The organism is Streptomyces sp. SAI-170 (genome assembly GCF_049739565.1).
Lineage (GTDB): Bacteria > Actinomycetota > Actinomycetes > Streptomycetales > Streptomycetaceae > Streptomyces.
In genome coordinates this window covers 6428164-6450523 of record NZ_JBMGQD010000001.1, presented here as the reverse complement: position 1 = coordinate 6450523, position 22360 = coordinate 6428164, and the positions used below count along the sequence as shown (strand labels likewise).

The 22360-nt window shown below is 71.2% G+C and carries 20 protein-coding genes; 11 read left to right on the top strand and 9 right to left on the bottom strand.

All coding sequences use genetic code 11. The features are described 5' to 3' along the window. Nucleotides 1–8 precede the first annotated feature (8 nt). The 5 genes from RKD23_RS28975 to RKD23_RS28955 form a co-directional block, all read right to left on the bottom strand. On the bottom strand, nucleotides 9–944 hold the full coding sequence (locus tag RKD23_RS28975) for a carbohydrate ABC transporter permease (protein ID WP_424856361.1): 936 nt from the start codon (nucleotides 942–944) through the stop codon (nucleotides 9–11). 74 nt (nucleotides 945–1018) lie between these two features. After that, nucleotides 1019–2740, bottom strand: coding sequence for an L-arabinonate dehydratase (gene araD, locus RKD23_RS28970; protein ID WP_424856360.1), 1722 nt, complete (start codon nucleotides 2738–2740; stop codon nucleotides 1019–1021). After that, nucleotides 2737–3645 (bottom strand): dihydrodipicolinate synthase family protein, encoded by a 909-nt coding sequence (locus tag RKD23_RS28965; protein WP_424856359.1) that lies wholly within the window; start codon nucleotides 3643–3645, stop codon nucleotides 2737–2739. The genes araD and RKD23_RS28965 overlap by 4 nt, the downstream gene beginning before the upstream one ends. Continuing rightward, nucleotides 3642–4310 carry a GntR family transcriptional regulator gene (locus tag RKD23_RS28960; protein WP_404033972.1) on the bottom strand — a complete coding sequence of 223 codons (669 nt, stop codon included), beginning with the start codon at nucleotides 4308–4310 and terminating at the stop codon, nucleotides 3642–3644. Before RKD23_RS28960 ends, RKD23_RS28965 begins: the two co-directional genes overlap by 4 nt. A gap of 110 nt (nucleotides 4311–4420) precedes the next feature. After that, entirely contained in the window at nucleotides 4421–5170 is a 750-nt protein-coding gene (locus RKD23_RS28955; RefSeq protein ID WP_424856358.1) for an MBL fold metallo-hydrolase, read from the bottom strand. A 450-nt stretch (nucleotides 5171–5620) separates the two neighbouring features. On the opposite strand from RKD23_RS28955, the gene RKD23_RS28950 reads away from it, so the two are divergent. Then, on the top strand, nucleotides 5621–6859 hold the full coding sequence (locus RKD23_RS28950; RefSeq protein ID WP_424856357.1) for an MFS transporter: 1239 nt from the start codon (nucleotides 5621–5623) through the stop codon (nucleotides 6857–6859). On the opposite strand, the gene RKD23_RS28945 is transcribed toward RKD23_RS28950, so the two are convergent. Together RKD23_RS28945 and RKD23_RS28940 are read right to left on the bottom strand one after the other, a co-directional pair. Next, nucleotides 6796–7983 (bottom strand): hypothetical protein, encoded by a 1188-nt coding sequence (locus tag RKD23_RS28945; protein WP_424856356.1) that lies wholly within the window; start codon nucleotides 7981–7983, stop codon nucleotides 6796–6798. The genes RKD23_RS28950 and RKD23_RS28945 overlap by 64 nt on opposite strands. Beyond that, on the bottom strand, nucleotides 7980–8924 hold the full coding sequence (locus RKD23_RS28940) for a 5-dehydro-4-deoxyglucarate dehydratase (protein WP_424856355.1): 945 nt from the start codon (nucleotides 8922–8924) through the stop codon (nucleotides 7980–7982). The genes RKD23_RS28945 and RKD23_RS28940 overlap by 4 nt, the downstream gene beginning before the upstream one ends. 167 nt (nucleotides 8925–9091) lie before the next feature. Here RKD23_RS28940 and RKD23_RS28935 point away from each other — a divergent pair, with 167 nt between their 5' ends. The 7 genes from RKD23_RS28935 (at nucleotide 9092) to RKD23_RS28905 (ending at nucleotide 16418) form a co-directional block, all read left to right on the top strand. Continuing rightward, nucleotides 9092–9901, top strand: coding sequence for an NAD-dependent epimerase/dehydratase family protein (locus RKD23_RS28935; RefSeq protein WP_424856354.1), 810 nt, complete (start codon nucleotides 9092–9094; stop codon nucleotides 9899–9901). A 215-nt stretch (nucleotides 9902–10116) separates the two neighbouring features. After that, nucleotides 10117–10884, top strand: a complete 768-nt coding sequence (locus tag RKD23_RS28930; protein ID WP_424856353.1) for a DeoR/GlpR family DNA-binding transcription regulator — start codon at nucleotides 10117–10119, stop codon at nucleotides 10882–10884. Nucleotides 10885–10993: 109 nt separating this feature from the next. After that, the gene (locus RKD23_RS28925; protein WP_424856352.1) at nucleotides 10994–12367 is read left to right on the top strand and encodes an ABC transporter substrate-binding protein; all 1374 of its coding nucleotides are present in this window, start codon (nucleotides 10994–10996) and stop codon (nucleotides 12365–12367) included. Next, on the top strand, nucleotides 12364–13302 hold the full coding sequence (locus tag RKD23_RS28920) for a carbohydrate ABC transporter permease (RefSeq protein WP_424856351.1): 939 nt from the start codon (nucleotides 12364–12366) through the stop codon (nucleotides 13300–13302). The genes RKD23_RS28925 and RKD23_RS28920 overlap by 4 nt, the downstream gene beginning before the upstream one ends. Then, nucleotides 13299–14123, top strand: coding sequence for a carbohydrate ABC transporter permease (locus tag RKD23_RS28915; RefSeq protein WP_424856350.1), 825 nt, complete (start codon nucleotides 13299–13301; stop codon nucleotides 14121–14123). Before RKD23_RS28920 ends, RKD23_RS28915 begins: the two co-directional genes overlap by 4 nt. Further along, complete coding sequence (locus RKD23_RS28910; RefSeq protein WP_404033992.1) at nucleotides 14120–15109, top strand: zinc-dependent alcohol dehydrogenase family protein; 990 nt, start codon at nucleotides 14120–14122, stop codon at nucleotides 15107–15109. Before RKD23_RS28915 ends, RKD23_RS28910 begins: the two co-directional genes overlap by 4 nt. 85 nt (nucleotides 15110–15194) lie before the next feature. Beyond that, nucleotides 15195–16418, top strand: coding sequence for a TerD family protein (locus RKD23_RS28905; protein ID WP_424858358.1), 1224 nt, complete (start codon nucleotides 15195–15197; stop codon nucleotides 16416–16418). A 366-nt stretch (nucleotides 16419–16784) separates the two neighbouring features. On the opposite strand, the gene RKD23_RS28900 is transcribed toward RKD23_RS28905, so the two are convergent. Then, nucleotides 16785–18224, bottom strand: a complete 1440-nt coding sequence (locus RKD23_RS28900; RefSeq protein ID WP_424856349.1) for a hypothetical protein — start codon at nucleotides 18222–18224, stop codon at nucleotides 16785–16787. 279 nt (nucleotides 18225–18503) lie between these two features. Between RKD23_RS28900 and RKD23_RS28895 the strand changes: the two genes are divergently transcribed. Beyond that, nucleotides 18504–20333 carry an endonuclease/exonuclease/phosphatase family protein gene (locus RKD23_RS28895; RefSeq protein ID WP_424856348.1) on the top strand — a complete coding sequence of 610 codons (1830 nt, stop codon included), beginning with the start codon at nucleotides 18504–18506 and terminating at the stop codon, nucleotides 20331–20333. Between the two features lie 127 nt (nucleotides 20334–20460). Then, nucleotides 20461–21354, top strand: coding sequence for a 4-hydroxy-tetrahydrodipicolinate synthase (gene dapA, locus RKD23_RS28890; protein ID WP_424856347.1), 894 nt, complete (start codon nucleotides 20461–20463; stop codon nucleotides 21352–21354). Between the two features lie 10 nt (nucleotides 21355–21364). Here dapA and RKD23_RS28885 read toward each other — a convergent pair whose 3' ends face one another. Next, the gene (locus tag RKD23_RS28885) at nucleotides 21365–21577 is read right to left on the bottom strand and encodes a hypothetical protein (RefSeq protein WP_424856346.1); all 213 of its coding nucleotides are present in this window, start codon (nucleotides 21575–21577) and stop codon (nucleotides 21365–21367) included. 198 nt (nucleotides 21578–21775) lie between these two features. Here RKD23_RS28885 and RKD23_RS28880 point away from each other — a divergent pair, with 198 nt between their 5' ends. Further along, on the top strand, nucleotides 21776–22360 hold the full coding sequence (locus tag RKD23_RS28880; RefSeq protein WP_424856345.1) for an RNA polymerase sigma factor: 585 nt from the start codon (nucleotides 21776–21778) through the stop codon (nucleotides 22358–22360).

The window sequence follows — 22360 nt, the reverse complement described above, 5'->3', positions numbered from 1 at the left end:
CTTGACCGTCACTTGTCCTCACCTCCGAACTTGCTCAGCCGCAGATAGACGATCGAGCAGAAGAGCAGGATCACGAACGCCACCGTGGTCAGCGCGGACGCGTATCCGAAGTCATGGGATTCGACGCTGGTGTTGGCGATGTACAGCGGCAGGGTCGTGGTCTCTCCGGCCGGGCCGCCGCCGGTCAGCGTGTACAGCAGGTCGACGTTGTTGAACTCCCACACCGCGCGCAGCAGCGTGGACAGGACGATCGCGTCCTTCAGGTGGGGCAGCGTGATGTGCCAGAACTGCTTGATCCGACTGGCCCCGTCGACCTCGGCGGCCTCGTAGAGGTCCTTGGAGACGGACTGGAGGTCGGCGAGGATGAGGATCGCGAAGAAGGGCACCCCGCGCCACAGGTCGGCGACGATCGCCGCCGGGAACACGGTGGAGGTGTCGGACAGCCAACTGGTGCCGTAGGACCCGATGCCCATGTCGGCGAGATAGCGGGTGATGCCGGTCTGGGAGTTGTAGAGCAGCACCCAGATCGCGGACGTCAGCACACCGGAGACGGCCCAGGGCGAGAAGACCAGCGCGCGGCCGATCGCCCGCCCCACGAAGGTCTGGTTGACGATCAGCGCCAGCGCGAGTCCGAACAGCAGCTGCAGTGCGACCTCGACGAACACCCACTTGGCGCTGAAGGTCAGGGTCGACCAGAACTGCGGGTCGTCCGTGAAGATCCGGACGAAGTTGTCGAAGCCCGCGTACCCGTTCCGCCAGGGCTTGGTGGGGTTGTAGTTCTGCAGGCTGTAGTAGAAGACGCTGATGACGGGGTACGCGATGAAGCCCAGCATCAGCAGGGCCGCCGGCGCGATCAGCAGATAGGGAAGTCTGCGCGGTGTGGCGGAGGCACGGCGCCGCCTCGGTGGCGCGGGCGGTTTCGCCACGGCTGCGGCTTGGGCCATGACTGTTCTCCGTTCGTGTGCGTGTGAAGCGCTTGCCGGTAGTCGTTCGAAATATCGGCCAAGAAAAAGGGTGTCTAGCCCGCGTACGGGTCCTGCACCTTGCCGGGCCGCGCGAGGAACTCGAAGTCGCAGCCGGTGTCCGCCTGGGTGATCTGCTGGTCGTAGAGGAACCCGTAGCCCCGCTCGTAACGGGCGGGCGGAGGCGTCCACTCGGCGCGCCGCCGCTCCAACTCCTCATCAGCGACGTGCAGATGAAGGGACCGGGCCTCCACGTCCAGGGTGATCGGATCCCCGCTCCTGACCAGCGCGAGCGGCCCGCCGATGTACGACTCGGGCGCCACATGCAGCACGCACGCGCCGTAACTGGTGCCGCTCATCCGGGCGTCGGAGATCCGCACCATGTCCCGCACCCCCTGCTTGAGCAGATGGTCCGGGATGGGCAGCATGCCGTACTCGGGCATGCCCGGCCCGCCCTTGGGCCCGGCGTTGCGCAGCACCAGCACACTGTCGGCGGTGATACCGAGCGCGGGGTCGTTGATGGTGCGCTGCATGGTCCGGTAGTCGTCGAAGACAACAGCGGGCCCGGTGTGCTTGAGCAGATGCGGCTCGGCGGCGATGTGCTTGATGACGGCACCGTCCGGGCACAGATTCCCGCGCAGCACGGCGACACCGCCCTCACCGGCGACGGGATTCTCCCGGCTGCGGATGACATCGTCGTTGTGCACCTGAGCCCCGGCGATCTGCTCGCGCAGGGTGTCGTACGAGACGGTCGGCCGGTCCAGATGCAACAAGTCGGGTATCCGCGACAGGAACCCGGGCAGCCCGCCGGCGAAGTGGAAGTCCTCCATCAGGTACGTCTGTCCGCCGGGCCGCACATTGGCCAGCACGGGCACGGTCCGCGCGATCCGGTCGAAATCGTCCAGCGTGAGCCGGACCCCGGCCCGCCCCGCCATGGCGATCAGATGGATGACGGCGTTGGTGGACCCCCCGAGCCCGAGAACAGTGGTGACGGCGTCCTCGAAGGCCTCCCGGGTGAGGATCTGCGAGAGCCGCCGATCCTTCCGCACCAGCTCCACGGCGACCATGCCGGCCTTGGCTGCCATCCGGTCATGGGCGGAGTCGACGGCGGGAATGCTGGAGGCACCGGGCACGGTCACCCCGAGCGCCTCGGCGGCAGCCGTCAGCGTCGACGCCGTCCCCATGGTCATGCAGTGCCCCGGGGACCGGGCGAGCCCGTTCTCCAGCTCCGCCATCTCGCAGTCGCCGATGAGCCCGGCCCGCTTGTCGTCCCAGTACTTCCACATGTCCGTACCGGAGCCGAGCACTTCATTGCGCCAGTGCCCGGGGAGCATGGGACCGGCAGGCACGAAAACGGCCGGCAGGTCGGCGGAGGCGGCCCCCATCAACAGCGCGGGCGTGGACTTGTCGCAGCCGCCCATCAGCACGGCCCCGTCCACCGGATAGGACCGCAGCAGCTCCTCGGTCTCCATGGCGAGCATGTTCCGGTACAGCATCGGGGTCGGCTTCTGGAAAGTCTCGCTCAGCGTGGAGACAGGGAACTCCAGCGGGAAACCGCCGGCCTGCCACACGCCCCGCTTCACGGCCTGCGCACGATCGCGCAGATGCACATGGCAGGGGTTGATGTCGGACCACGTATTGAGGACAGCTATGACGGGCTTGCCGAGATGCTCCTCGGGCAGATACCCGAGCTGCCGGGTCCGCGCCCGATGGCTGAAGGACCGCAGCCCTTCGGTCCCGTACCACTGATGGCTGCGAAGCTCCTCCGGCCGCGTCATATGGACCACCCGGCAGCGATGGCGGCGACCTCGGCCCGCTCGCTCTCCGGCAGCGGCCGGCTGGGCGGGCGAACGTCACGCCGGCACAGCCCGAGCGCGGCGAGCGCCTCCTTCACGACGGTGACGTTGTTGGCGGAGGCGTCGGCGGCACGCAGCTCCTCGAACCGCCGGATCTGCTCCCAGACCTTCATCGCGGCCGCGTAGTCCCCGGACCGCAGCGCCTCGATCATGTTGAGCGAGACCGTGGGCGCGACATTCACCAGCCCGGAGGTGAACCCGGTGGCCCCGGCGGAGAAATAGGACGGCGCATAGGGCTCGGCAAGCCCGGCCACCCACACGAACCGCTCCAACCCAGCATCACGCGCGAAGCCGGCGAACCGAGCGGCGTCCGGAACGGCGTACTTCACCCCGATGACATTGGGACAGACATCGGCGAGCTCGGCGAGCCGAGCGCCCTCCAACTGCGCGTTACGGATGTACGGCACGACACCCAGCTCGGGAACGGCCTCGGCGACCGAGCGGTGGTAGTCGACCCACCCGTTCTGCGAGACGTACGGATGCACGGGCTGGTGCACCATGACCATCGCGGCACCGAGGTCCCGGGCATGCCGGGCGGAGGCGACGGCGGTGGGCACGTCGTGCCCCACCCCCACGAGCACCACGGCCCGGTCGCCCACTTCCTCCATGGTCAGCTCGGTGACGAGACGGCGCTCCTCGGGAGTCAGCGCGTAGAACTCGCCGGTGTTGCCGTTGGGGGTCAGAGTCCGGACACCACCGTCCAGCAGCCGACGCAGCAGAGCCCGGTAGGCGTCCTGCTCCACCGCCCCGTCCTCGGCGAACGGGGTGACCGGGATCGCCACCACGTCGGCCAGGGCCGCCCGTTGGGTCTCGAACGTCGTTGTCATGCCTGACCGTCCTCTCCCTGGGCCTCGCCGGCCGTTTCCGGGAAGGCCCGTAGCACGAACGACGCGATGTGATCGTGAAGCGCACGGGCGGCACCGTCGGCGTCGCCCGCCAGGGCGAGACGCAGGATCTCCTGGTGCTCACGGGCCTCCCGCTCCCACGAAGGGGAGGCGGCCCAGGCGACGGCGGACACCAGGGCGGCCTGGTCGCGCACCTCGTCGAGCATCCGCCCGAGCAGCGGATTGCCGCAGGGCAGATACAGCGCCCGGTGGAACTCCCGGTTGGCCAGGGAGCGTTCGGCGGTGTCACCGGCGTCGTCGGCACGCGAGAGCGCGGCACGCGCGGCGTCCAGCGAGGCCCCTCGCCGCACCGCGCGCCGCAGCGCCTCGGGCTCCAGCAGCAGCCGCACGTCGTAGACCTCGCGCGCCATGTCCGCGTCGACCATGCGCACCGTGACGCCCTTGTACTGGCTCATCACGACCAGCCCGGTCCCGGCCAGCGTCTTCAGCGCCTCCCGCACGGGGGTCTTCGACACCCCGAACTGGGCGGCGAGCTCGGTCTCGACCAGGGCCTGACCAGGCGTCAACCGACCAGTGAGAATTCGGCGTTTGATCTCCTCCAGCACGAACTGCGTGCGGGAGGGGATCGGCGTGGGCACAGAGGTCATGCGCGCCTCTCGGATCTGACGTATCGCGTCTCATATATGACGTACGAAGTACGACGCGACGAAGCTAGAAGCGCACCCAGGTTTCGTCAATGCTTCTGACAAAAGAAAGTTCAGACGGTCCGGGTCTCCCCTTCGCGGGCCATGGACGTCGGCCCCCCGAACACGGCAGCCGCCCGCTCGACGGCCTCCTCCCGGTCCAGCGACGGCCCGACATGCGTGACGAGCAGTTCCCGAGCCCCCTTCGCGCACGCCCCGGCGTCCTCCGGCGTCAGATGCACCTGACGTTCGCCTTCGCGACCGCGGTCGATGTCGGCCTCGCACACGAACAGATCCGCGCCCCGCGCCAGCTCCCCCAGCGCGTCACAGGGCCCGCTGTCCCCGGAGTACGCCAGCACACTCCCCTGACACTCCGCCCGCAGCCCGTACGCCTCCACGTCGTGCACCACGGCCCGCGCGGTCAGCGTCAGATTCCAGTGCCGCACGGAATGCCCGTCGTACAACGGCCGGAAGTCGAACACGTCCCTCAGGAACTCCACGTCCGTCCGCCCGAAGAACCCCGCGATCCGCCGGTCGCACCCCTCGGGCGCGTACACGGGGACGGGGCCGGCCAAGGTGACGCCGCCGTACGCGAAGGCGTAGTGCGCGGCCAGCAGGTCCGCGCAGTGATCCGCATGCAGATGCGACACCCAGATCGCCGTCAGCCGCGCCGGATCCATGTGCCTCCGCAACTCCGCGAACGTCCCGAACCCGGCGTCCACCCACACCTCCGCGCCACCGCCGCGCAGCAGATAGCCGGACGTGGGGCGGTCCGGCCCCGGGTGCGGAGATGCGGTACCGAGCACAGTGAGGCTTAGGGGCATGCCCCGGAGCGTACGTTTCCCTCCGGGGGTCGGCCGCGCATTTGGCGTGCCGCCGCGCCTCCCCGCCGTACGCGACTGCGGGCCGTCGTCGGCTGGTCGCGCAGTTCCCCGCGCCCCTAAGGACACGACCGTCAGCCGCGTACGGTCGCAAGGAACCACGGACGGTGGGCGATGGGGCCAGCCGCGAACGGCGGGGAGGGGACGGGACGGGGGGTTGTCCGCCCGCAGCGGCCGGCGGAAACCCAGTTAGACCCCCGTAGCCAACCAGATCGCCGGACCGAGGACGGACAACCCCCCGGCCCGGCCCCGTCCCACCCACACAGCGGGTGCGCTACAGCAACCCCCACCGAACCCGCGCAGGCCGCCGCAGGCATCCGGCCCCAAGGCACGTCACATCTAAGGCACCTGCCCGATCCCCCCACCCCCACCTCAGCCGCAGGATCACCAGGCATGACCAGCCCCAGCCCCACCCACCCGCTGCGCCACCACGAGGCAAGGCTCTTCCTCACCGCCACAGTGATCTCCGGCTTCGGCACCTCCGCCCTCTGGCTCGCCTCCGGCATCTGGGTGAAGGACCTCACCGGCTCCAACGGCGTCGCCGCGCTGTGCCTGCTGGCGATGTGGGCCCCCAGCCTCGCCGGCCCGGCGCTGGGCACCGTCGCCGACCGTCTCCCCCGCAAGCCCCTGCTGATCGCCACGAACCTGCTCCTGGGAGCGCTCCTGCTCACCCTCCTCACCCTGGACACCCCGTCGGACGTGTGGCTCCTCCTCACGGTGCTCACCCTGTACGGCACCGCAGGCGTGGTCACCGACGCCGCGGAGTCGGCCCTGGTGGCAGGCTCCCTCCCCCCGGCCCTGCTGGGCGACTTCAACGGCCTGCGCATGACGGCGAACGAGGGCATGAAACTCCTGGCGCCGCTCGCGGGAGCGGCCCTGTACAGCACGCACGGCGGCCCCGCGGTCGCCGCACTGGACGCGGCGACGTGCCTCGCGGCGGCAGCGCTGTACACCCGCCTGACCCCACCGAAGAAGGACACCCCGCACCCGGCCACCCCCACCCCCACCCCCACCCCCTGGCGGACCCGGATCAAGGACGGCACCCACCACCTACGCCGGCACGCAAGCCTCCTCGCCCTCGTCCGCACCGCAGGCCTCACCATGCTGATCGCGGGAGTCAACGGCGCCCTGACCTACGCGGTCGTGGACGCCCTCCACCGCGCCCCCACCTACGCGGGCACCCTCGCGGCAGCCCAGGGCGCCGGCACGGTGATCCTCGGCCTGTTCTCCGGCCGGGCCCTGCGCCACCTGGGCGCGCACCGCTTCGCCGCAGCCGGCATCGCCCTCACCGCGGCGGCGATCGCCCTGCGCGCGATCCCGTCGGACCCGGTCGCCCTGGCCTGTGCGGCGGCGACAGGCGTGGGCCTGCCCTGCCCGTTGATCGCCGCGTTCACGGCGGTACAGCGCGAAACGCCGGACGCCCTCCTGGGCCGCGTCTCGGCCACGGCGAGCACCCTGGTGTTCGCCCCGAACGTGGTCGGCCTGGCCACGGGAGCGGCCCTGGTCGAGCTGCTCCCCCACGGCCCGCTCCTGATCGCCCTGGGCGTGATCCTGCTCGGGGTCCTGGCTCACAGCCCCCTGATCGCGCGCCGCACGGCGTCGAGGTCCCCGTCGGACGCCAACCCGGCGTGATAGAGCCGCACTTCGTTCGCCCCGAGGGCACGCGCGCGTGCCATGTCGTCACCGAGGGCGTGGGGCCGCCCGCCCATCCCGGACACGACGGTGAAGTTGGCCGCGATCACCGCGCCCTGCACCCCCTGCGCCCGCTCCACCCCCTGCTCGGCGAACGGCGTGACCAGCCCGGCCCCACCCGTACAGGGCACGACGACCCCGTCCGCGAGAGCCAGTACGTGCGCCGGGTCCACCCCGGCGTTCGCCCCGCAGTGGTACGACACCGGATCGGCGTGCAGCAGCACCTGGAACCCCTCGGGCGCGGCCTCCCGCACCGCGGCCACGGCGTCCTCCTGGAGCCCGCGGGCGACCGAGTCGCGCCACGCGCGCGTGGCCGCCGCCTCCGTCTCCCCGAGCAGCTTCTCGACGCCGGCCCAGCCCCCGTCGGAGGGGGACTCCCCCCGCCACACCGGCTCCAGCGCCTCGCGCACCCGCACCGCGAGGGCGTCCGGGTCGAGCCCCTGACCGGCGTACCCCTCGCGGCAGTCGGCGCAGAAGCACAGCGACATCAGGTACTGCCCGGCATCGCCGAGCCCGACCCCGCCGGTCTTGTCGTGGGCGTGCAGATGGGCGAGCCCGTACCAGCCGAGGGACTCCAGCTCGGTGCCCCGCGCCCCCGGCCGTACGGCGGCCTCGGCGGCGAGTTCGACGAGGTACGCGCGCGTGGCGGGCTGCGCGATGCAGGGCGCCCACGGGTAGCGGTCCCCGTAGGCGTTCACCACGGAGGTCCCCGGATGCTCGGCCCCGAGGCGGGAGTTGTGCGCGAGGACGACCCAGCTGTGCACCTCGAGACCCGCGTTGGCGAGCGCGGCACAGGCCTCGCCGAAGGCGTCACCGGGAGCCCAGTCCCCGGCCGCGTAGGGCCGCAGCTCCCGCCCGGCCCAGCGCTCGCTCTCCACCGGATACAGGACAGCGGCATGCTCGGCGGTGACCACGCGATGGCGCGGATGGCGAGGAGTCAGGGCACGTGTCGAGTGGTAGGCGGACGCGAGGGTCACCTGGGGGAGGCCGAGCCCGGCGATCCACTCGCCCGCCGCCGGGTCGCCGTTGACGTCCCAGGGGTAGACGAACGCCGACGCCTTCACGCGCTCTCCTCCTTCACCAGCTCGTACCCGCGCTCGATCAACTGGGCCAGCCGCTCCACATGTTCCTCGGCCGGCTCGTGCAGCGGCGGCCGCACCTCCCCGACGTCCAGCCCCCGCAGCCGCACGCCCGCCTTGACGAGCGAGACGGCGTATCCGCGTCCCTGGGCGCGCAGTTCGACGAAGGGCCGGAAGAACCCGTCCAGCAGCCGCCGTACGACGGCCTCGTCGCCGACCTCGAGGCCTCGGTGGAAGGCCTGGGCGATCTCGGGCGCGAAGCAGAAGACGGCGGAGGAGTACAGCGGAACCCCGATGGCCCGGTAGGCGAGCTGGGTCTGCTCGGCGGTCGGCAGCCCGTTGAAGTAGAGGAAGTCGCCCGGCACCGCACCGCGCACGGCGCTGACGGTCCGCTGCATCAGATCGAGGTCGCCGAGCCCGTCCTTGAGCCCGATGATCCCTTCGGTGCGGGCGAGTTCGACGACGGTCTCCGGGGTGAAGACGGCGTTGTCCCGCTGGTAGACGATCACCGGCAGCGGCGTGGCGCCCGCGATGTCCCGGTAGTGCCGCAGCAGCCCTTCCTGCCCGGCGACGACGAGGTACGGCGGCATGGCGAGCAGCCCGTCGGCCCCGGCATCGGCGGCGAGGCGGGCGTAGCGCACGGCGAGCGCGGTGCCGTACCCGGCGCCCGCGACGACGGGCACCCGGCCGGCCGTCTCCTCCACGGCGGCGCGTACGCACGCCTGGTACTCCTCGGGCGTGAGCGCGTGGAACTCCCCGGTGCCGCAGCAGGCGAAGACGGCCGCGGCCCCGGCCTCGATCCCGCGCCGCACATGGGCGCGGTAGACGTCGAGGGCGACGGCGCCGTCGGCACCGTAGGCGGTGACGGGGAAGAACAGCGGCCCGCTGGGGATACCGAGTCGAGCGGCGAGGTCGGCAGGCGTCACGGACTCTCCCTAGAACGGGGCGACAACGAAGCGTGCAGGTTTCTGATCGAAGTTTATGTTTATGAACGGCACCTCCGCCACCCTTGACGAGAAGCGAGGATGATCCATAACGTGTCCATGGATGTGAATACTGGACGTGAATACCGTTGACTCAGGGAGACCCTAGGATGCCCGCTCCCCGCACCGTCCTGCTCACCGGCGCCGCCGGCGGACTCGGCACCCTGATGCGGGGCCTGCTCCCCGAGTACGGTTACGACCTGCGTCTGCTGGACCTGCTCCCCATCGAGGGCGAGCCGGACGCGATCGTCGCGGACCTCGCCGACAAGGACGCCGTACGGGAGGCCGTACGCGGTGTCGACGCGATCATCCATCTCGCGGGGATCTCCCTGGAAGCCCCGTTCGAGAAGATCCTCAAGGCGAACATCGAGGGCACCTACCACCTCTACGAGGCCGCCCGCGAGGAGGGCGTCGGCCGGATCGTCTTCGCCTCCTCCAACCACGCCGTCGGCTACACCCCCCGACCCCAGGGCGACGACCCGCTCATCCCGATCGAGACCCCGCACCGCCCGGACACCTTCTACGGCCTGTCCAAGGCGTTCGGCGAGGACCTGGCGCAGTTCTACTGGGACAAGCACGGCCTGGAGACGGTCTCGGTCCGCATCGGCTCCTGCTTCCCCGAGCCGACCAGCGTGCGGATGCTCTCGGTGTGGATGAGCCCCGCCGACGGCGCCCGCCTCTTCCACGCGGCCCTCACCGCCGACCACGTCGGCCACACCGTCGTCCACGGCTCCTCCGCCAACACCCGCCTGTGGTGGGACCTCACCACCGCCCGAGCCCTCGGCTACGACCCCCAGGACGACTCCGAGCCTTTCGCGGACAAGCTCATCGCCGAACAGGGCGACCTCGACCCGGCCAACGAGGCCCACGCCCACCTGGGCGGCCACTTCGTGACGGACCCGCCGATCTGGCCGTACTGAAGCGGAACCGGGCACGAACCGGATCCCGCGCAACACCGAACGGGCAGCACGACACCGCCCCGAAAGGGGCGCGGGGAACTGCGCGACCAGCCACAACCGACCCGCGGACGGCACACCACGGCACCCCCACCCCGCGGCCCGAACGGTCACACCCGGTCAGAATCAGGCCCGCGACAAACCTGGTGACCCCCTCCCACGCGCTGTAGAACTTCGGCATGAACAGAACCGCGGAAGAACGCCAGCGCGAGATCCTCCGCGCCGCGCGCACCACGGGTTCCGTCGACGTCAACGCGCTCGCCACCACCCTGGGCGTGGCCAAGGAAACCGTACGGCGGGACCTGCGCACCCTGGAGGACCACGGCCTGGTCCGCCGCACGCACGGCGGCGCCTACCCGGTGGAGAGCGCCGGCTTCGAGACCACGCTCGCCTTCCGCGCCACCAGCCACGTCCCCGAGAAGCGCCGCATCGCGGCGGCCGCTGCCGAACTGCTCGGCGACGCCGAGACCGTCTTCGTCGACGAGGGCTTCACCCCGCAGCTCATCGCCGAGGCCCTGCCCAGGGACCGGCCGCTGACCGTGGTCACCGCGTCCCTGCCCGTCGCGGGCGCGCTCGCCGCGGCCGGGAACGCCTCCGTGCTGCTGCTCGGCGGCCGGGTGCGTTCCGGCACCCTCGCCACCGTCGACCACTGGACGACGAAGATGCTGGCCGGCTTCGTCCTCGACCTCGCCTACATCGGCGCCAACGGCATCTCCCGCGAGCACGGTCTGACCACTCCCGACCCGGCGGTCGGCGAGGTCAAGGCGCAGGCGGTGCGGGCCGCGCGGCGCACCGTCTTCGTCGGCGCCCACACCAAGTTCGGCGCGGTCAGCTTCTGCCGGTTCGCCGAGGTCGGCACGCTGGAGGCGATCGTGACGAGCACGCTGCTGCCGTCCGCCGAGGCGCACCGCTACTCGCTGCTCGGCCCGCAGGTCATCCGCGTCTGAAAAACCAACTCACCAGAAGTCACCACCGTCTGAAAACCAAACCCACTCCCCCAGGGCACCCCCATGCCCACCCCCGCCCCTTATCTCCCCATACGTCCAGGAGCGATCCATGCGAACCCCGAGCCGACGACGGCCCTCGCGAGCCCTGCTCGCCACGGCCGCCGCAGGGACGCTGCTCGCCCCGCTGCTCTCCGGCTGCTGGGCCGGAGCTGGCGGGTCCGGTTCCGGCGGTGACTCCATCAGCGTGCTGATGGTCAACAACCCGCAGATGGTGGAGCTGCAGAAGCTCACCGCCGCCCACTTCACCGAGAAGACCGGCATCAAGGTGAACTTCACCGTGCTGCCCGAGAACGACGTCCGCGACAAGATCAGCCAGGACTTCGCCAACCAGGCCGGCCAGTACGACGTGGCGACGCTCTCCAACTACGAGATCCCCATCTACGCCCGCAACGGCTGGCTCAAGGAGATGGACTCCTACGTCGCCAAGGACACGGCGTACGACGAGCAGGACGTCCTGAAGCCGATGCGCCGGTCCCTCACCGGCGACGACGGCAAGCTGTACGGCCAGCCCTTCTACGGCGAGTCGTCGTTCCTGATGTATCGCAAGGACGTGTTCGCGCGGCAGGGCCTGACCATGCCCGCCCGCCCCACCTGGCGACAGGTCGCCGACCTGGCCGCGCGGGTCGACGGCGCCGAGCCCGGCATGAAGGGCATCTGTCTGCGCGGACTGCCCGGCTGGGGCGAGGTCATGGCCCCCCTCACCACGGTCGTGAACACCTTCGGCGGCACCTGGTTCGACAAGGACTGGAAGGCGCGCCTCGACTCGCCGGAATGGAAGGAGGCGACAAAGTTCTATGTCGACCTCGTCCGCGAGCACGGCGAGTCCGGCGCCGCCCAGTCCGGCTTCGCCGAGTGCCTGAACAACATGACCCAGGGCAAGGTCGCCATGTGGTACGACGCCACCTCCGCGGCCGGTCTGCTGGAGACGGCCGACTCCCCGGTCAAGGGCAAGGTCGGTTACGCCCCCGCCCCCGTCGAGCGGACGGAGTCCTCCGGCTGGCTCTACACCTGGGCCTGGGGCATCCAGGACGCCTCCCGCAACCCCGACAAGGCCTGGCGGTTCGTGTCGTGGGCGTCGAGCAAGGAGTACGAGCAGCTGGTCGGCGAGGAGATCGGCTGGTCGAACGTGCCCGCCGGCAAGCGCGCCTCCACGTACGAGAACGCCGACTACCGCGCCCAAGCCGCCGCCTTCCAGGAGATGACCCGGCAGGCCATCGAGGGCGCCCGCCCCGACGACCCCGGGGTGCAGCCGCGCCCCGCGCCCGGCATCCAGTTCGTCGGCATCCCCGAGTTCACCGACCTCGGCACCAAGGTCTCCCAGGAGATCAGCGCGGCGATCGCCGGACGCCAGTCCGTCGACTCGGCCCTGAGGAAGTCGCAAGCGCTCGCCGAGAAGATCTCCGAGGAGTACGAGGGACGATGACCGCGACCACGACGGCCCCCGCGGCCCCCACCACCGTACGCACCGCGGGCACGTCCCGGCCCCGTCTGCGCGCCTGGGCGACCCGCGCCCCGCTGCTGCCCGCCCTGGTCTTCATGATCGTGGTGACCCAACTGCCCTTCGTGGCCACGCTGGTGATCTCGTTCTTCGACTGGAACTCCCTCTACCCCGACGCCCGCCGCTTCACCGGCCTCGCCAACTACGGGGACGTCCTCACCGATCCGGACCTGCGCCGCTCGGTGTGGACGACGGTGCTGCTCACCGCGGCGGTGGTGCTGGCGAGCCTGGTCCTCGGCCTGCTCCTGGCACTCCTGCTGGACCGCCGCTTCCGTGGCCGGGGCGTGGTGCGCACCCTGCTGATCGCCCCGTTCCTGGTCGTGCCCGTGGCGGCGGCGCTGCTGTGGAAGCACGTCCTCTACAACCCCGAATACGGCCTGTTCAACGGCCTGTTGCACTACATCGGCGGGCCCCAGCCGGACTGGGTGTCGAACACCCCGCTGCTCGCGGTGGAGGCCGCTCTGGTGTGGCAGTGGACGCCGTTCATGATGCTGATCCTGCTGGCGGGCCTGCAGAGCCGCGACCAGCAGCAGATCGAGGCGGCCCGGGTGGACGGCGCGAGCGACTGGCAGATCTTCCGCCACCTCACGCTCCCGCATCTGCGCCGCTACCTCGAACTGGGCGCCCTGCTGGGCTCGATCTACATCGTCCAGAACTTCGACGCGGTCTTCACCATCACGTCCGGCGGCCTCGGCACGGCGAACCTGCCCTACACCGTCTACCAGAGCTTCTACCAGGCCCATGAGAACGGCCTCGCGTCGGCCGCGGGCGTCCTGGTGGTCATCGGCTCGATCGTCATCGCGACCCTCGCGCTGCGCGTGGTGTCGTCCCTGTTCCGCGAGGAGGTGTCCCGGGCATGAGCGTCGTCCGCAGAAACGGCCTGGGCCTGGTGGCCTGGCTGGCCGGCATCGTGTTCTTCCTGCCCATCGCGTGGATGGCGCTGACGTCCCTGCACTCGGAGCAGGACGCGGCGACCAACCCGCCGTCCTTCACCGCGGAGCTCACCCTGGACGGCTACCGGGAGTTCTTCGGCGTGGGCGGCGGCGCGAGCCCCTGGCCGGCGCTGATCAACTCGACGGTGGCGTCGGTGACGTCGACCCTGTTCGTGCTGGTGCTGGCGCTCCCGGCGGCGTACGCGCTGTCGATCCGTCCGGTGAAGAAGTGGACGGACGTCCTGTTCTTCTTCCTGTCGACGAAGATGCTGCCGGTAGTGGCGGGGCTGCTGCCGGTCTACCTGTTCGCGAGGAACACGCACACCCTCGACAACATCTGGCTGCTGGTCGTCCTCTACACCTCGATGAACCTGCCGATCGCGGTGTGGATGATGCAGTCCTTCCTCTCCGAGGTACCGGTGGCGATCATCGAGGCCGCGAAGGTGGACGGCGCGAGACTGCCGACGATCCTCGCCCGCGTCGTGGCGCCCATCGCCCTCCCCGGCATCGCCGCGACCGCGCTGATCTGCTTCATCTTCAGCTGGAACGAGCTGCTGTTCGCACGCGTGCTCACGGGTGTCGTGGCCGGGACGGCCCCCGTGTTCCTGACCGGCTTCATCACCAGCCAGGGCCTGTTCCTGGCCAAGGTGTGCGCCGCGTCGCTCGTCGTCTCCCTGCCGGTGCTCGCCGCGGGGTTCGCCGCCCAGGACAAGCTGGTCCAGGGCCTGTCGTTGGGAGCCGTGAAATGAAGGCCGCCGTCATCGAGTCCGTGGGCCGGGCCGTCGTCGAGGAGATCCCGGACCCTGCACCGGGCCCGCGCGAGGTCGTGGTCGAGGTCGCCGCGTGCGGGCTGTGCGGCACGGATCTGCACATCCTCCAGGGCGAGTTCGCGCCCAAGCTGCCGATCGTGCCCGGACACGAGTTCGCCGGCGAGGTCGTCGCCGTCGGCACCCGGGTCACGGAGCTGTCGGCGGGCGACCGGGTGGCGGTCGACCCGTCGCTGTACTGCCACGAGTGCCGCTACTGCCGTACGGGCCACAACAACCTGTGCGAGCGCTGGGCGGCGATCGGCGTGACGACGGCGGGAGGCGCGGCGCGCTACGCGGTGGCCCCGGTGGCCAACTGCGTCAAGCTGCCGGACCACGTCCGCACCGAGGACGCGGCGCTGGTGGAGCCCCTGTCGTGCGCGGTGCGCGGCTACGACGTGCTGCGCTCCCGCCTCGGCGCACACGTCCTGATCTACGGCTCCGGCACGATGGGCCTGATGATGCTGGAGCTGGCCAAGCGGACGGGCGCGGCGAGCGTGGACGTGGTGGACGTGAACCCCACCCGCCTGGAGACGGCCCGCCTGCTGGGCGTCTCGGCGTCCGCCGCGAACGCCGACGAGCTGGACCGGCCTCAGGGCTGGGACCTGGTGATCGACGCGACGGGCAACGCCGCCGCGATCCAGGACGGCCTGGAGCGGGTGGCCAAGGCCGGCACCTTCCTCCAGTTCGGCGTCGCCGACTACGCGACCCGGGTGACCATCGACCCGTACCGCATCTACAACCAGGAGATCACCGTCACCGGCTCGATGGCGGTCCTGCACAGCTTCGAGCGGGCGGCGGAACTCTTCGCGGGCGGCGTCCTCGACCCGGACGTCTTCATCAGCGACCGCATCCCCCTGGAGCGCTATCCGCAGGCACTGGAGCAGTTCGCGGCGGGGGTGGGCCGGAAGATCGTGGTGGTTCCCTAGCCGCCCGGAAGGGTGCCTTCCACCGATCGGCCCGCAGGTAAGGGAACAGTAAAGCGCCCTCGCTCGTTCATGAGGCATGACAGCTATGACCCCCGGCTCGAACATCCCGCTCCCCGCCGCCCGCGTGACGGTGGACGTCACCGCCCCGGTGCGGCTGGACGTCTCGGGCCTGCTGCTCACCGCCGACGGCAAGGTGCGCTCCGACGACGACTTCATCTTCTACAACCAGCCCGCCGGCCCGGGCGTGACGTACCGCTCCGGCGGTGGCGCCGCGCCCGACGCGATCACGGTCGACACGACCGCCCTGCCCCCGGGCATCGAGAAGATCGTCGTCACCGCCAGCCCGGACGCGGCCGGCCAGACCTTCCAGGGCATCGAACCGACGGCGACCCTGCGCAACGCCGACGACAACAGCGTCCTGGCCACGTTCACGCCCCCGCAGCTCGGCGCCGAGACCGCGCTGGTGATCGTGGAGATCTACCAGCGCGGCGGCGTCTGGAAGGCCCGCGCGGTCGGCCAGGGGTATGCCGACGGCCTGGCCGGCATCGCCACCGACTTCGGCGTGACGGTGGAGGAACCCTCCGCCCCCGCCCAGCCCGCGGCTCCCGCCCAGCCCGTCGCGCCCCCGCCGCCCGCCATGCAGCCGCCGGTCGCCCCGCCGGTCCCGCCGCTGAGCACGCCTCCGGCTCCCCCGGCCCCTCCGGCCGCGCCCGCGGCCGCCCCCGGCGCCGGGAAGATCAACCTCGACAAGGGCCGGGTCAGCCTCCAGAAGAACCAGACCGTGTCCCTGGTCAAGGGCGGCCGGCCGCTGCTGTCCCAGGTCAAGATGGGCCTCGGCTGGGAACCGGCGTACCGCGGCAAGGACATCGACCTGGACGCGTCGGTCATCGCGTACGGCCCGCAGCGCAACCACGTCGACAGCTGCTACTTCGGCAAGCTGACCATCGTGGGCGGCGCGATCCGCCACTCCGGCGACAACCTCACCGGCGAGGGCGGCGGGGACGACGAGGTCATCACGGTCGACCTGGGCCGTCTCCCCCAGGAGGTCACCGGTCTGGTCTTCACGGTGAACTCCTTCTCCGGGCAGAAGTTCACGGAGGTCGCGAAGGCCTACTGCCGTCTGATGGACGCGGCGACCGGCGAGGAACTCGCGCGCTTCGACCTCACCAACGCCGAACCGCAGACGGGCGTGATGATGGCGAAATTGATTCGCCAGTTCTCCGGCGAATGGGAGATGACGGCGATGGGAGATTTCGTGAAGGCGCGCACGGTGCGCAACATGGTCAAGCCGGCGGCCCAGGCCCTGTGAGACCCGCGGGGCGCCCCGGCGAGGGGCGCCCGTCGGGCCGGCTCGACCGGGCGAGCGGCCTCCGGCGACCGCTGGTGATCAGGTCACGCGCCGACCCGCCGCGGCCGCCGTCGGACACTCCTCGTCCGCGCCCGGCCACCTGGTGTCGTCCATCGTCATCACGAAGTACGCCATGCTGAATTCCCCCGAATTCGTCCGTCGTTCACCGAGGGAGACGCTTCGGCGGCGGCATCGGCTGCATATATGCCGGGCCGAATCGAAAAGGGCCGGATTTCGGCGGCGGCGCCTCCCGAGTTATCACTCTAGGAGGGCCGCCACGGCCCGAGCGAGTCAATAAAACGAGGGCCGGTTCCCTTACCGGGAACGTCAGTTCCCTTGTGCGGAACGCGCCTTGAAGGCGGCCTTGCGCGCCTCCTTGGCGACCTTCTTGTCGGGGTGGAGCCGGCCCATCGCCTCCAGCACATCGGCGGTCGCCGGATGGTCGACCCGCCAGGCGGCCGCGAAGAACCCGCTGTGGTGCTCGGCGAGGCCCTCCACGAGAGCCTGGAGCTCCTCGGAGTTGCCCTCGGCCGCGAGCTGCGCGGCCACCGTGTCGACGGTCAGCCAGAACACCATCGCCTCGGACGGCGGCGGCACGTCCGCCGCACCCCGCTCGGTCAGCCACACCCGGGCCAGCCCGCCCAGCTCGGGGTCGTCCAGCACCTCGCGCAGCGCGGGTTCCGCCTCCGCGCCGACCAGGGACAGCGCCTGCTGGCAGCGCAGCCGGCGCAGCGGCCCGCCCGCGTCGGCGCCCCGCGCGGCGGCGAGCAGTTCCCGGGCCGCGGCCAGCGGCGCGCGGCGGGTCAGCCACTGCTCGGTCTCGGCCTGCGCGGCACGCGGCCCGAAGGCGGCGGTGCCGTCGAGGAGGGCGTCCGCACCCTTGTCCGCGAGCTCGCCGACGGCCGGAGCGGCCTGTCCGGCCTCCAGCAGCCGGGCGCGCAGCCCGTACAGGCCGAGCGGGGTCAGCCGGACCATGCCGTAGCGGGAGACGTCGGTGTCGTCGACGGGCTCGGCGGGCGCCTCAGCGTCATCGGCGTCGGCGTCGGCCATCAGCGCCTCGTCGACCGGCCGGTACTCCACGAGCCCGACCGGCTCCAGGACCCGGAACTGGTCGTCGAGGCGCATCATCGCGTCGGAGACCTGCTCCAGCACGTCGTTGGTGGGCTCGCCCATGTCGCCGGGGACGATCGCGGACGCGGCCAGCGCGGGCAGCGGCACGGGCCCCTCACCGGGGCCGTCCTCGCTGACGGTGAGCAGATACAGATTGGCCAGGACGCGGTCGAGGAAGTCGGCCTCGGCCTGCGGGTCCCAGTCGAGCCGGGAGAAGTCGACGGTACCGCCCTCGTCGAGCGCGTCGACCAGGTCGTCGAGGTCGGGCACGCTCGCGTCGGCGAGCAGCGTCTCCAGAGCGTCCTGCCACACGCCGAGCACGTCGAGCGGCGAGCCGGAGGTGAGCAGGGCGAGGTCCGGGCCCGCGGTGACGGTGCCGGCCTCCTCGTCGACGACCTCGACGAGCCCGGTGTCGACAGCGACCCGCCAGGCCTCGCTGGCCAGCGCCGCGGCGTCGTCGCCGTCGAGTCCGAGCACCTCGGCGGCGGCCGGGAGCTGCGCGTCGGCCAGACCGCCGCCCGCGTCGACACGGGTGTCGGGTCCGGCCCAGCGGGCGAGCCGGGCCGCCCGGGACAGCACCGGCGTGGACAGCGCGTCACGCGCCAGCTCCGCTTCGGACGCAAGCCGCACCGGCGGCAGGGGGGAGCTGTCTGACATGTGCCTTTTTCTCCTAGGGCGCCTGGACGGCCGTATCGCACGCACTACGGCCGGGAACGCCGCTCAGCCTAGACGGATTTCCACCCATGCCGCCCGGTTCATCTCACGGTCGGATTCCGTACATGGCCGAAACCTTGACAACCGGCCGCGCCAGGCAGGAAATTGACGCGCGTAGAAATGGGGGGAACACCTGTACACCGGGACGCTACGCGCGTCACGGTCCAGCCAACGACCCACCCTCGTCCCGGCGCTTCACGAAAACGTCCCCGGAGGGATCCCTTGCCCAGCAAGTCTTCCGCGCGCCTCGCCGCGCTCACCGTCGCCGCCGTGTGCTCGGCGGCATCCACGGTCGTGCTGACCTCGCCCGCCCACGCCGACGCCATCCGCGTCCATGACGTCCAGGGCACCACTCGCATATCCCCGTACGCGGGCAAGCAGGTCACCGACGTGACCGGAATCGTCACCGGTGTGCGCACCTACGGCTCCTCGAAGGGCTTCTGGATCCAGGACCCGCAGGCCGACGCCGACCCGGCCACCAGTGAGGGCGTGTTCGTCTTCACCAGCTCCACGCCGAAGGGCGTGGCCGTCGGGGACGCGGTCAAGGTCTCCGGCACGGTCTCCGAGTTCGTCCCGGGCGGCACCTCCTCCGGCAACCAGTCGCTGACCGAGATCACCCGCGCGACCTTCACGGTGCTCTCCAGCGGCAACGCCGTCCCGGCCGCCGTGACGCTGGACGCCGACGCGGTGCCGGACGCCTACGCCCCGGAGGGCGACCCCGCCGCGAACGGCTCGATCAATGCGCTGCCGCTCAGGCCGTCGGCGTACGCCCTGGACCTGTACGAGTCCGTGGAGGGCATGAACGTCCAGGTCGCCGACACCCGGGTGGTGGGCGCCAGCGACCCGTACACCGAGCTGTGGGTCACGGTGAAGCCGGAGGAGCACGACAACCGCCGCGGCGGCACGGTCTACGGCTCCTACGCCTCCCAGAACGGCGGCCGGCTGATGATCCAGTCGCTCGGCAAGCCCGCCGACTTCCCCGTCGCGAACGTCGGCGACACCCTGGCCGGCACCACCGCGGGCCCGCTGGACTACAACCAGTTCGGCGGCTACACCCTGGTCGCGAGCCGGCTCGGCACGCTGGAGAGCGCCGGTCTGGAGCGGGAGACGACCGAGAAGCAGCGGGGCGGCGAGCTGGCGGTGGCGACGTACAACGTCGAGAACCTCGACCCGTCCGACGACACCTTCGCCGCGCACGCGTCCGCGATCGTGAACAACCTCCAGTCGCCCGACATCGTGTCCCTGGAGGAGATCCAGGACAACAACGGCGCGGTGAAGGACGGCACGGTCGCCGCCGACCAGACGGTAAGGAAGCTGATCGACGCGATCGCGGCCGCGGGCGGCCCGACGTACGACTGGCGCTCGATCGACCCGGTGGACCTCGCCGACGGCGGTGAGCCGGGCGGCAACATCCGCCAGGTGTTCCTGTTCAACCCCGAGCGGGTGTCGTTCACCGACCGCGCGGGCGGCGACGCCACCACCGCCGTCGGGGTCGCCCGCGAGCACGGCAAGGCGGCGCTGACCGTCTCCCCCGGCCGCATCGACCCGGCGAACGCCGCCTGGAACAACAGCCGCAAGCCGCTGGCCGGCGAGTTCGTCTTCCGCGGCCGTACCGTCATCGTGGTCGCCAACCACTTCAACTCCAAGGGCGGCGACCAGGGCTTCACCGCGCAGTACCAGCCGCCGGCGCGCAGCTCGGAGACCCAGCGCCACGCGCAGGCGACGGCCGTGAACGCCTTCGTCAAGGACGTCCTCGCCGTGCAGAAGAACGCGAACGTCGTCGTCCTCGGCGACATCAACGACTTCGAGTTCTCCGGTACCGCGAAGGTCCTGGAGGGCGACGGCGAGCTGTGGTCGGCGATCAAGTCGCTGCCCAGGAGCGAGCGTTACTCGTACGTCTACCAGGGCAACAGCCAGGTCCTCGACCAGATCCTGATCAGCCCCGGCATCCGGCGCGGCTGCGACTTCGAGTACGACAGCGTGCATGTGAACTCGGAGTTCAACGACCAGATCAGCGACCACGACCCGCAGGTGCTGCGCTTCCACCCGTGAGGTCTCCCGGGGCCGGCCGGAGAGCGTTCCGGCCGGTCCCGGCCCGTCGGACACTACAGCTCCGCTTAGCGATATCGCGTAGAAGATTTAAGTAGAGCTTCACCGAGCACCGGCCGACACTACCCTCATGACCCATACGCACCCTCCCTTCGGCCGCGCCCTGTGCGCGATGATCACGCCCTTCACCGCGTCGGGCGCGCTGGACCTCGACGGCGCGCAGCGGCTCGCCGACCGGCTGGTGACGGAGGGCTGCGACGGGCTCGTGCTGTCCGGGACGACCGGCGAGTCGCCGACCACGTCGGACGCCGAGAAGGCCGCGCTGATCAGGGCGGTACGGGAGGCGGTGGGCGAGCGGGCGTCCCTCGTCGCGGGCGTCGGCACCTTCGACACCCGGCACACGGTCGAACTCGCCCTGGAGGCCGAGAAGTCGGGCGCGGACGGCCTGCTGGTGGTGTCGCCGTACTACAGCAAGCCGCCGCAGGACGCCCTGGAGGCCCACTTCCGCGAGATCGCGGACGCCTCCGGCCTGCCGGTCCTCCTCTACGACATCCCCGGCCGCACCGGCACCCGCATCGAGCCGGACACCATGATCCGCCTCGCCGAGCACCCGCGCATCGTCGGCGTCAAGGACTGCTCCTACGACTTCCTGGCGGCGCAGAAGGTGTTCTTCCGCACCGACCTGGCGTACTACGCGGGCTGCGAGGAGCACAACCTCGCCCTGTACGCGGTGGGCGGCGCGGGATACATCAGCACGGTCGCCAATGTGATCCCCCGTCACCTCCGGGCGGTGCTCGACGCGTTCGAGGCGGGCGACACGGCGCAGGCGGCCCGGCTCCAGCAACAGGCCACCGAGCTCATCGAGTCGATGATGGCGGCGGGCCTGCCCGGCACGGTGACCGCCAAGTCCCTGCTGAACGGCCTCGGTCTGCCCGCCGGGCCGGTGCGCGCCCCGCTGCGGCCCGCCGACCGCGAGGCGGCGAGCAGGCTGCGCACGGCGTACGACCGCCTGACGGCCGCCTGATCCCCCGGCGTCAGCCGCCCTGCGACCCCGGCCCGAGCAGCCGCACATGCTCCAGCACGTCCTCCATCGGGTCGTCGACCTGCCCCATGTTGACCAGGGCGACCCGATGCCCGTTGTGCGAGGCGGTGTTGGTCTCGTCGGCATGCGCGACATCCGCCGCCGACCAGCCCACCGCCGCCACGAACCCGGCCACCGCCGCCCTCCGCGCCCACGCGTCCACCATCACTCAGCCCCTCGCTCGACGAACCCCTCCGGCCCCCTGCCATCCGTGGAAGGGGACCCGAGGTCACGCTGAGCAACCCGAACGAGCCAACCCGGGCCGCCGGACGGTGACCCTCCTGCGCCGGGCGTGAACCCTTCGGGCTCCTTCGGGGAACAGCGGGGTGACATGCTCACCAAGACCCTGTTCCCTGGAGGCCCCGTGACCGGACCGCCCTTCGCGGACGGCGACCTCGTCGCCCAGTCCCTGGAGGAGCCGGAGCTGTTCGCCCGGCTCTACGACCGGTACGCGCCGGACATCCACCGCTACGCGGCACGCCGCCTGGGCGCCGGCGCGGCCGACGACCTCACCGCCGAGACGTTCCTGGTCGCCTTCCGCACCCGGAGCCGTTACGACACGGACCGCGGCAACGCCCGGCCCTGGCTGTACGGCATCGCCGCCAACCTCATCGGCAAGCAGCGCCGCACCGAGGTGCGGGCCCTCAAGGCGCTGGCCCGCACCGGGCACGACCCGGTCGCCGAGTCCTGGTCGGAGCGGGCCGACGAACGGCTCGCCGCCGGCTCCGCGCAGGCGCCGCTCGCCGGTGCCCTGGCCGCGCTGTCGGCCGGTGACCGACATGTGCTGCTGCTGGTGGCCTGGGCCGACCTGACCTATCCGGAGGTCGCCGAGGCGCTCGGCATCCCCGTCGGCACGGTCCGCTCCCGGCTCAACCGGGCCCGCCGCAAGGTGCGTACGGCCCTGGGCGCCGACCCCGCATTCACGCTCGACCCCTCGGAGGTGGTCTGA

Bases quoted from the DNA above. Each gene is read 5' to 3' on its own strand.
- RKD23_RS28955 (WP_424856358.1), bottom strand. From the start codon at position 5,170: ATGCCCCTAAGCCTCACTGTGCTCGGTACCGCATCTCCGCACCCGGGG.
- RKD23_RS28965 (WP_424856359.1), bottom strand. From the start codon at position 3,645: ATGACAACGACGTTCGAGACCCAACGGGCGGCCCTGGCCGACGTGGTG.
- dapA (WP_424856347.1), top strand. From the start codon at position 20,461: ATGACCCATACGCACCCTCCCTTCGGCCGCGCCCTGTGCGCGATGATC.
- RKD23_RS28935 (WP_424856354.1), top strand. From the start codon at position 9,092: ATGCCCGCTCCCCGCACCGTCCTGCTCACCGGCGCCGCCGGCGGACTC.
- RKD23_RS28915 (WP_424856350.1), top strand. From the start codon at position 13,299: ATGAGCGTCGTCCGCAGAAACGGCCTGGGCCTGGTGGCCTGGCTGGCC.
- RKD23_RS28920 (WP_424856351.1), top strand. From the start codon at position 12,364: ATGACCGCGACCACGACGGCCCCCGCGGCCCCCACCACCGTACGCACC.
- araD (WP_424856360.1), bottom strand. From the start codon at position 2,740: ATGACGCGGCCGGAGGAGCTTCGCAGCCATCAGTGGTACGGGACCGAA.
- RKD23_RS28925 (WP_424856352.1), top strand. From the start codon at position 10,994: ATGCGAACCCCGAGCCGACGACGGCCCTCGCGAGCCCTGCTCGCCACG.
- RKD23_RS28975 (WP_424856361.1), bottom strand. From the start codon at position 944: ATGGCCCAAGCCGCAGCCGTGGCGAAACCGCCCGCGCCACCGAGGCGG.
- RKD23_RS28910 (WP_404033992.1), top strand. From the start codon at position 14,120: ATGAAGGCCGCCGTCATCGAGTCCGTGGGCCGGGCCGTCGTCGAGGAG.
- RKD23_RS28930 (WP_424856353.1), top strand. From the start codon at position 10,117: ATGAACAGAACCGCGGAAGAACGCCAGCGCGAGATCCTCCGCGCCGCG.
- RKD23_RS28885 (WP_424856346.1), bottom strand. From the start codon at position 21,577: ATGGTGGACGCGTGGGCGCGGAGGGCGGCGGTGGCCGGGTTCGTGGCG.
- RKD23_RS28950 (WP_424856357.1), top strand. From the start codon at position 5,621: ATGACCAGCCCCAGCCCCACCCACCCGCTGCGCCACCACGAGGCAAGG.
- RKD23_RS28905 (WP_424858358.1), top strand. From the start codon at position 15,195: ATGACCCCCGGCTCGAACATCCCGCTCCCCGCCGCCCGCGTGACGGTG.
- RKD23_RS28960 (WP_404033972.1), bottom strand. From the start codon at position 4,310: ATGACCTCTGTGCCCACGCCGATCCCCTCCCGCACGCAGTTCGTGCTG.
- RKD23_RS28900 (WP_424856349.1), bottom strand. From the start codon at position 18,224: ATGTCAGACAGCTCCCCCCTGCCGCCGGTGCGGCTTGCGTCCGAAGCG.